6 protein-coding genes are annotated in these 7,783 nt (G+C 62.8%); 1 reads left to right on the top strand and 5 read right to left on the bottom strand.

What is annotated here, in order from left to right; genetic code table 11:
• Positions 1-109: 109 nt before the first annotated feature.
• Complete coding sequence (chrA, locus tag ASE94_RS13225) at positions 110-1,303, bottom strand: chromate efflux transporter (RefSeq protein WP_062630804.1); 1,194 nt, start codon at positions 1,301-1,303, stop codon at positions 110-112.
• Positions 1,304-1,316: 13 nt separating this feature from the next.
• Positions 1,317-2,201 (bottom strand): hypothetical protein, encoded by an 885-nt coding sequence (locus ASE94_RS13220; protein WP_062630803.1) that lies wholly within the window; start codon positions 2,199-2,201, stop codon positions 1,317-1,319.
• A 279-nt stretch (positions 2,202-2,480) separates the two neighbouring features.
• Here ASE94_RS13220 and ASE94_RS13215 point away from each other — a divergent pair, with 279 nt between their 5' ends.
• The gene (locus ASE94_RS13215) at positions 2,481-3,659 is read left to right on the top strand and encodes a DUF2336 domain-containing protein (protein WP_062630802.1); all 1,179 of its coding nucleotides are present in this window, start codon (positions 2,481-2,483) and stop codon (positions 3,657-3,659) included.
• Positions 3,660-3,712: 53 nt separating this feature from the next.
• Here ASE94_RS13215 and ASE94_RS13210 read toward each other — a convergent pair whose 3' ends face one another.
• The 3 genes from ASE94_RS13210 to ASE94_RS13200 are packed head-to-tail and all read right to left on the bottom strand — an operon-like array spanning position 3,713 to position 7,103.
• A complete protein-coding gene (locus tag ASE94_RS13210; protein WP_156352154.1) occupies positions 3,713-4,051 on the bottom strand; it encodes a DUF1491 family protein in 339 nt (112 codons plus the stop codon).
• A gap of 11 nt (positions 4,052-4,062) precedes the next feature.
• Positions 4,063-5,286: a peptidoglycan-binding domain-containing protein gene (locus tag ASE94_RS13205; RefSeq protein WP_062630800.1), complete on the bottom strand. Its 1,224-nt coding sequence runs from the start codon at positions 5,284-5,286 to the stop codon at positions 4,063-4,065.
• Entirely contained in the window at positions 5,283-7,103 is a 1,821-nt protein-coding gene (locus tag ASE94_RS13200; protein WP_082461209.1) for an ATP-binding protein, read from the bottom strand. Before ASE94_RS13200 ends, ASE94_RS13205 begins: the two co-directional genes overlap by 4 nt.
• Positions 7,104-7,783: the final 680 nt, after the last annotated feature.

Here is a 7,783-nt window from a genome sequence, read left to right as displayed (position 1 = left end):
GGGGGGGGGGGGGGGGGGGGGCCTTGATACACCGAACGCGTACAAAGGCCCCCTCACCCGGCTTGCTTCGCAACCCGACCTCTCCCCCAAAGGGAGAGGCGAAGAGCAGCTACCCTACAACCCCCATCACCCCGCCAATACCCGCCAGCGCCACAACCACCGCCAGCGGCGGCACTTTCCAGCTTACGAGCGCCACAAACCCTGCCAGCGCCAAGACAAAATCCACCGGCCCCAGCACCGCGCTCGTGAATACCGGATTATAAAGCGCCAAACCCAAAATCCCAACCACTGCGGCATTTGCCCCGCGCATCGCTGCCTGCGCCGTCGCATTGCCGCGCAGCCCATGCCAGAACGGCAGCGCCGCCAGCACAATCAGCATGCCCGGCAAGAAGATCGCGACGAGCGCAATCGCTGCCCCGATCGCTCCATTTGGCGGCACTCCGCTCGCCGCGCCGAGATAGGACGCAAAGGTAAAGAGCGGCCCGGGCATGGCCTGCGCAGCGCCATAGCCGGCAAGAAAAGTGTTCTGGTCGAGCCAGCCCTGTCTCACCGTTCCCGCTTCAAGCAGCGGCAGCACGACGTGCCCCCCACCAAAAACCAGCGCACCGGCGCGATAAAACGCGTCGAACACCGCAAGACCTTGTCCGAAGCCCGCCACAAGCGGCAGAACCAGTAGCAGTCCGGCAAACAGCAACAGCGCCGCAACGCCGACCGTGCGCGACACCGGCACGGCGAGCTCCTCGCCGACCGCCTGCGCCTCGCCCCGGCAAAGCCAAAGCCCCAGCACGCCTCCGAGCACGATCGCTCCGACCTGCCCCCAGACACCGCCGAAAATCACCATAGCCGCCACGGCCAACACCGCGATCCCCGCCCGCACCTTGTCCGGCGTCAGGCTCTTCGCCATGCCCAGCACCGCCTGCGCGACGACGGCTACGGCAACAAGCTTCAATCCATGCAAAACGCCCTGCGCCAGATCGCCGCTTAGCGCCCCTGCCCCAAGCGCAATCGCCAGCATCAACAGCGCCGATGGCAGGGTGAATCCAGCCCAGGCCGCGAGCGCGCCCGGGCCGCCGGCCCGCATCAACCCAATGGCAAAACCGACCTGGCTCGATGCCGGTCCCGGCAAGAATTGGCAAAGCGCCACGAGATCGGCATAGGCCTTATCGTCGAACCATCCGCGCCGGCTGACGAATTCATCGCGAAAATAGCCGAGATGGGCAATCGGCCCACCGAAACTTGTCAGCCCGAGTTTGAGAAAGACCAGAAAGACCTCAGCGACATTTCCGGTCCGTCCAGCACTCAACACTCTGCTCCAGCTATTTTTGGTCGATCACTTCAAGGTCGGGCACCATCGTCTGGAAGCGTGACGGTATGGTGACACTGCCGCGGGCATGCTGCCCCGTAGGATCGCCGCAGAAATCATGCCGTGTCGCCCGCCCCGCCCAATAGCTCAGTTGCTCGAGCGAAGCGTCGACGGTGATCGATTGCTCATGCGGGGTTTCGACGAGAAGATTGTCGAGCGCATAGGAATAGCTCTCGTAGCGATAGTTCACCGCCCGCACGAACCACTCGATATGGAAGTCGTTCTCATACTTTCGCGCCGCCACATTCTCGGCCGCACCCGGTTCGAGGTCGGTCAGCGAAGCCAAGGCCACCGCCCGGTTTCGATCGACTTCGATCACCGCGCAGATGCTCGCAAAGGTCGTCGGCATGGTATCGAGATCGGCCAACACATGCCGGTTCAGCGTCGCGTAGCGCACGCGGGAGGATTGGTAATAGGTCCGCTTCAGCCAGGAATAATAGCGGTCCGTCGTGAAGGTAAAATCCTTGGGCCGGGCGATGCGCGTGCGCTGCATTTCCGCCTGGGTGTCGAACATCCAGTCGTCCGCCTGTGCGGCAACGAGAAAGCGCCAGGTGCGATTGTGCATTTCGCGTTCCTGGTCGGTCTGGTTGAAATTGGACACAGGTTCGCGCTGGCGGGCCATAAAAGTCCCTACCGCAGGCAAAACATTGTCATGCAGCACGCTCGGTTGCGCGCGGCCAAAATCACCGACTGGGCGCGACGCGCAGGCGACGACGAGCCCGGCGAACAGCGCCGTTCCGGCAAGACGCAAAACTGTCGACACGCGATCAGCCGCGCTTGCGGCGGCGACGTGACGGGTCGAGCCGGTCAGTGGGTGGCGGCGTAGGCCCGCGTTCATAACGTACCCCGGTGAAGATCAAAATCTGTGCGTCTCCGGGCTGTCGTATTCCCGACCGTGCGGGTCGATCCCGCATTTCGAATTTCAGCAGCTTTCCCAAGCTGACCTCCAATGTGAGCCGCTCCCCCGTCCCTAGTGGAGGCAGCGAGTTCAGTGATTCTCCCGGCGCAATGACGCCCTTTGCGCTTATTCCTATTAAGAGATCGTCAAGGTTAACGGACTGCTAACGAATTGGAGGCAAATTAGGCATCAGAACGCGCCGGGGGCGCATTAGAGTCGATGGTTCTGCTAAAAATGCTCGGTTTTCAGCCTTACGAAACTTTCCAGCTTCTTATCGAGACCGGCGGCGTCGACCGCACCAATACGCTCCTGATCGCCGCCTGCGACGCCTATGCGCGCCGCGGCCGTCCGACCCCTCCCGAAATGGAACAGTTCGAAACGCTGGCCACCCGCCTCTTCCAGGCGGCGAGCCCCCAGGCCCGCGCGAAAGCCGCAGCAATCCTGGGCCGGAGCGAACTTTTGTCCGAGCCGCTCGAGCAGTTGGTCGTCGACAATATCGGCGATGATCTCAACGCCTTTCTTACCCAGGCGCCCGAGCTGTCCGATCGCACCATGCTCGATGTCATCGCCCGCTACGATGTTGGCGCCGCCGCCATCATCGGCGCCCGCGCGAACCTCTCCAATGTGGTTCTCGCCAAACTCTTCCAGATGAACTCGCGCAAGGTCTATCGCGCGCTCTCGCAAAATCTCGATATCAGCCCGCGCGGCGCCTATCTCAGCGCGCTCGCCCGTTCGGCTCAGATGGATCATCTCGTCGCCGAAGCCCTTGGAAATCGTAAGGATTTCGACGCTGCTCTCCTCGCGCCGGCTTTCTTCGATCTCTCCGATATCCACCGCATCAAGGTCATCCAGGCCTTTGCCAATCGCGAAACACCGGCCGCTCCGATCCAGCGCACCATCGAACAGCTTTCCGTCGCAACGCCCGAATTGACCAAGGCGCTGATGAAGTTGTTCTCGGAAAATCGTCGTCCGGAAGTCACTAAGCTCCTCGCCCAGATCACCGGCCTCGATGAAGTCCGCTGCGGCCAGATCGCCCATGACGTCACCGGCGCCTCGACCTTCGTCGTCCTCCGCGGCTTCGGCGTTTCGGCCTATGATGGCCTGAAAGTTCTGATCCACGCGACGAGCCACGACGACGAGCGCTCGCGCGCCCTGGCCGACTTTGCCTCGCTCTTTGCGACCGTATCGCCCGAATCCATGGCCTATCTGATGAGCGCCTGGCGCGGCGAGGTGAACCTTCTCGACCTCTCCAAGCCCCAGTACCGCCCCGTCGCCATGCCAAGCCGCCGCACCCCGGCCGCTGCAGCATCGGGCGCCACCTCGACGGGCTCGAACAATCCCGTCGTCGAACAAGCCATGGTCGCCCTCTCCCGCCTCGGCGCCCGCCGCGCCGGCTAAGGGCCACAGCGTCATCCCCGCGAAAGCGGGGATTTCGTTTCGAACTCAGCGAGTTAGGGCGTTTGATCCTTGATCACATCGATCCCGAGATCATCGCCCCTGAGATCCACACTCAGCACCCAAAGATCAGGATCGAAATCGCCTTCCCGCGCAATGCGTTGGCGCACTATGTTCGGCTCGACGTGATTGAATCGGCGCTGAAACACCAGCCCCGCGGTATCTCCCCGGCTGACCACCGGCGCCGGCGTGTAGAGCGAGCGCGTGCCATCGAGATGATCGACCTCGATAAACACCTGCCCGGCAATAGGGTCGCCGCGCTTGGCGACGACGCACATATTCCCGAGGTCATTGTGGCGCCGCACAAAGGCCATGCACCAGATATCGCTGCGCAAGGCCCCGGCCACTAGATCGTGGCGCCTGCCTTGCGCAGCAGATCGACGAGATCGGGCTGGACCTGGCCGGTGATCTTGTAGCGGTGGAAATTCTCGAATTCGCGGATGGCCCGCGCTGTTTCCGGCCCCGGATTGCCGTCAATCTGGCCGCGGAAAAAGCCAAGGCTAGCCAATCCACGCTGAATATCGGCCACGAGATCGCCGTCCGTCGCCGGACGTGCGGCGCGCGGTGGCTGGGTCGGGGTAATGGCAACCGGCTGCGCCACGGGCTGGATCTGCGCCACCGGCTGGGCTGCAGCGGCCTGCACCTGGACTGGCGCCGGCATAGGCTGGTTCGGCACGCTTGCCGTCGGTACGGGTGGATTGCTCACCGGCGTCGACGTCCCGCGTTCGCCACCGACCGCAGCGACGATGGAATCGATCGTGCTGGCTGTGGCCGTACCAACCGTGTCCACAGCAGTCTCGACCGGCGACAGCGCTGGAAGCCGCGCCACCACGCGATCCTGCTGCGGCGCGGGCGCCGGCGCAACCTCGGCAACCGGCGCTGGTGCTGGCGCAACGACCGGCGCAGCCGCTACCGGCTGTGGCGCTGCGACTGGTTGCGGCGCGACTGCAGCTTGCGGCTGCACGACAGGCTGCGGTGCCGCTGCGCGGCCTGCCGCATCGGAATTGATGATCGATTGCACGATTGCCGAAGACAGCGCGCCCTGCGGCTCAAAGCCGTTGCGCTCCTCGAAGGCGCGGATAGCGCGTGCGGTCATCGGACCATAATAGCCGTCGACCTTGCCCTCGAACAATTTGAGTTCGGCGAGCTTTTTCTGCACGGCAAAAACTTCGGAATTGCCCACCGGCTGGTCGGGAATCACCTGCGGCTGCGCGGTCACGACGCTACCGGTCGTCTTTGGAACCGCGGCTGGCGCAAGGGCTGCGGCGTCGTCCTCGGCCTGTTCGCGCATGGCGGCAGGCGCCGGCATCGGCGCTTCAACCGGGCTCACCTTGACCGCACGCGGCACATCGAGCGAGGTCGCGAAGAAGGGCGATGGATGCACGCCCGTCTGGAAATAGAGCGCATTGCTGCTGGCAAAGGCGCTCATCGAAACGAGCGCAAAAATAGCCGTCGAGGCGAGCGGCGCCCGCATATAATGTTCGAAACACCAGCGCGCGCCACGACCCAGTTGAGCCATGAGCACGCTACCGGCCATCAGCGGAAGCTGGGACAGGGTAGAAGCCGTCATTGCGCTTTTCTTTTTTCGTTTTGCCATGAAGTGTTGGGCGCCGTCGCGGGCTCACGATGCAATTGTATAACCGCGACAGTCTCTTCCATCTTTGTTGCCGGACCGTTTATCGGCAGGAGTACGGTCATGGTTGTCCCCGCTCCAATTTCCGACATGGCCCTTAAAGTGCCGCCGTGGAGCTCGGCCAGACCCTTGACGATCGAGAGTCCGAGGCCGGTGCCTTCATATTGCCGGTTGAGCCCATCCTCTGCCTGGAAGAAGGGTTCGCCGATTCGTTCGAGCGCCATTGGCGCCATGCCGATGCCCTGGTCGCGCACGGCAAAGCTGATCGCCGTACCCTGGCGTTTGACCACCAGCGTCACGCGGTCACCCTCGTGGCTGAACTTGATGGCATTGGAGAGGAGATTGATCAGGATCTGCCGGCATGCGCGCTCGTCGGCGACGATCATCGGCAGGCCCGCTTCGATATCGGCATCGAGCGTGATCTTGCGGCCCTTGGCCATGGAATCGACCATGGCAAAGCAGGGCTGTACGATATCCGCCGCCGCGAACCGCGCGGTGCTGATTTCGAATTTACCGGCCTCGATGCGCGACATGTCGAGCAGCATTCCAACAACGTCGAGAAGGTGCTTGCCGCTCTGGTGAATAAGCCCGGCATATTCGCGATGCGTGTTCGACAGTTCGCCACCAATGCCCGTCGTCATCATTTCGGAGAAGCCGACGACGGCGTTGAGCGGCGTGCGCAATTCGTGCCCGATCGTCGCGAGGAAACGCGACTTGGCCTGCGAGGCTTCCTCGGCCGAGCGGGTCGCTTCGGCCATGGCAGCTTCCGCGTCCTTGCGTTTGGTCACGTCGCGCATCAATGCGGTCACTTCATAGCGCTCGCTGGTTGCTTCGCTGCTGATCGGCGCAAAGCGCACTTCGACCCAGATAAATTGCGGCGCCGAGGCGCCCGACCGCGGATCGTCGCGGCGCATGCGCACCTCGATCGTCCGGTTCTTCCCGCCTTGATTGGCATCGGCATAGGCCGTCAGGTAGGCAGGGCGATCCATGACATGGAGCCGCTCGCCAAGCGTTGCAGAACTCAATTGGTAGCGCGGGCAGCCGAAAAGCTCCTCGGACGACCGCGAGGCCGACAGAATGTCTCCCTCGAGCGAAAAGCAGATGACCGTGTCCTGCATATGCTCGACCAGATGCCGATAGGCGTTCACCTGCGCCTTGTCGTGGACGACATAGCCGGCGTTGATGTGGTGGGTCGTGTGCGCGACGACGACAATCGCCAGGGCAAAGAGCACGCCACCAGCGAGCGTCGCCTCATTGGCGAGCGTGATATCGTGCGGAAATCCAAAGAACGAGAATACGCCGCCAACCAGAATTGCCGCGGCAACGCCGAGCCAGCTCAGCATCCGCGCCTGCCGCCCCATCAGAAGCGCGGCCAGCACCGGACCCATGAGGACGACGGCCAGGCCAAGATCGGCAAAGCGCGAATCGATCAGCGTCAGAAATACGCCGCCGCCCATGATCGTACCGATCTGGGCGAGCGCGGCTTCATCGTGGTGGCCGCGGTGAAAGAACGAGAGCGAGAGCATGCCGCCGGTCAGGACGAGGCAGGCGAGCGCGAAGCCGAGCGCAGCATGGGCAAGCAGGGCCCACATGGCAAAGGGCATGGCGAGCGCGGCAATAGCGATCATCAGGCGGGCATTGTTGGCAATGGTCTTGCGGCGCAACACGTCAGGCCGCGGGCTGGAGGCAGCAAAGCGTGCGCCATCCCTTCCGCCAATGCCAAAAATATCGAGGCTACGCATCATTTTACTCATACTAAGACGCCGCTCTTGCCGGCCCCTGGGACCGTCGCCGCGATCAGTGATCCCGGCCTGCTGTCTGATTACCCATCAGATCTTGTGTGCCCCACACTCGCGCCTCAGGCCCTAAAACAGGTTTAAGTCCGCGCCGCGCGAGAGGGGTTTCGCCCGATAGCGTAAACAAGGTGTTGTCCTCCTCCGAAACTGCGATAACCATTTGTTTCAAATTTTAAGAACTGGGCCAAACCAGCCTTAGGAAGCGCTCGTTAGGGTCGAGATAGAAGGGCGGCATAGGGTCGCTCGAAAAGTTTCGGCCATGTTTTTCCTATTGCGCTCCGCATTTTGGCTCACTGTCGCCTTCCTGGTCATCCGGCCAGGCGTCGATATGCGTGCATCCGCCGAGTCGGTGGCCAATGAGGCCATGACGCGCGGTAGCCAGTTCGTGGCCCAACAGATCCAGGCGATCGAGTGCGATAGCCTGCAATGCTACGGGGGCAAGGCGATCATTGCCGCCACCCTCCCGCCTATCCCGCCCTCAGTCACACCCATGCATGTTGCGCCTGAGGCCGATCCGATTCCCTATCCCCGCCCCCGACCTCAGCGCGCGGGATAGAGTTTTAGATCAAAATGCGCGGCGGACTTGCTTTGAGGCCGATGCGCATAGGGAAAATGGAGCACCCCTGCTCCAACGACGC

The organism is Devosia sp. Leaf64, assembly GCF_001421945.1.
Classification (GTDB): Bacteria; Pseudomonadota; Alphaproteobacteria; order Rhizobiales; family Devosiaceae; genus Devosia.
This window is presented reverse-complemented; position numbering and strand designations above follow the sequence as displayed.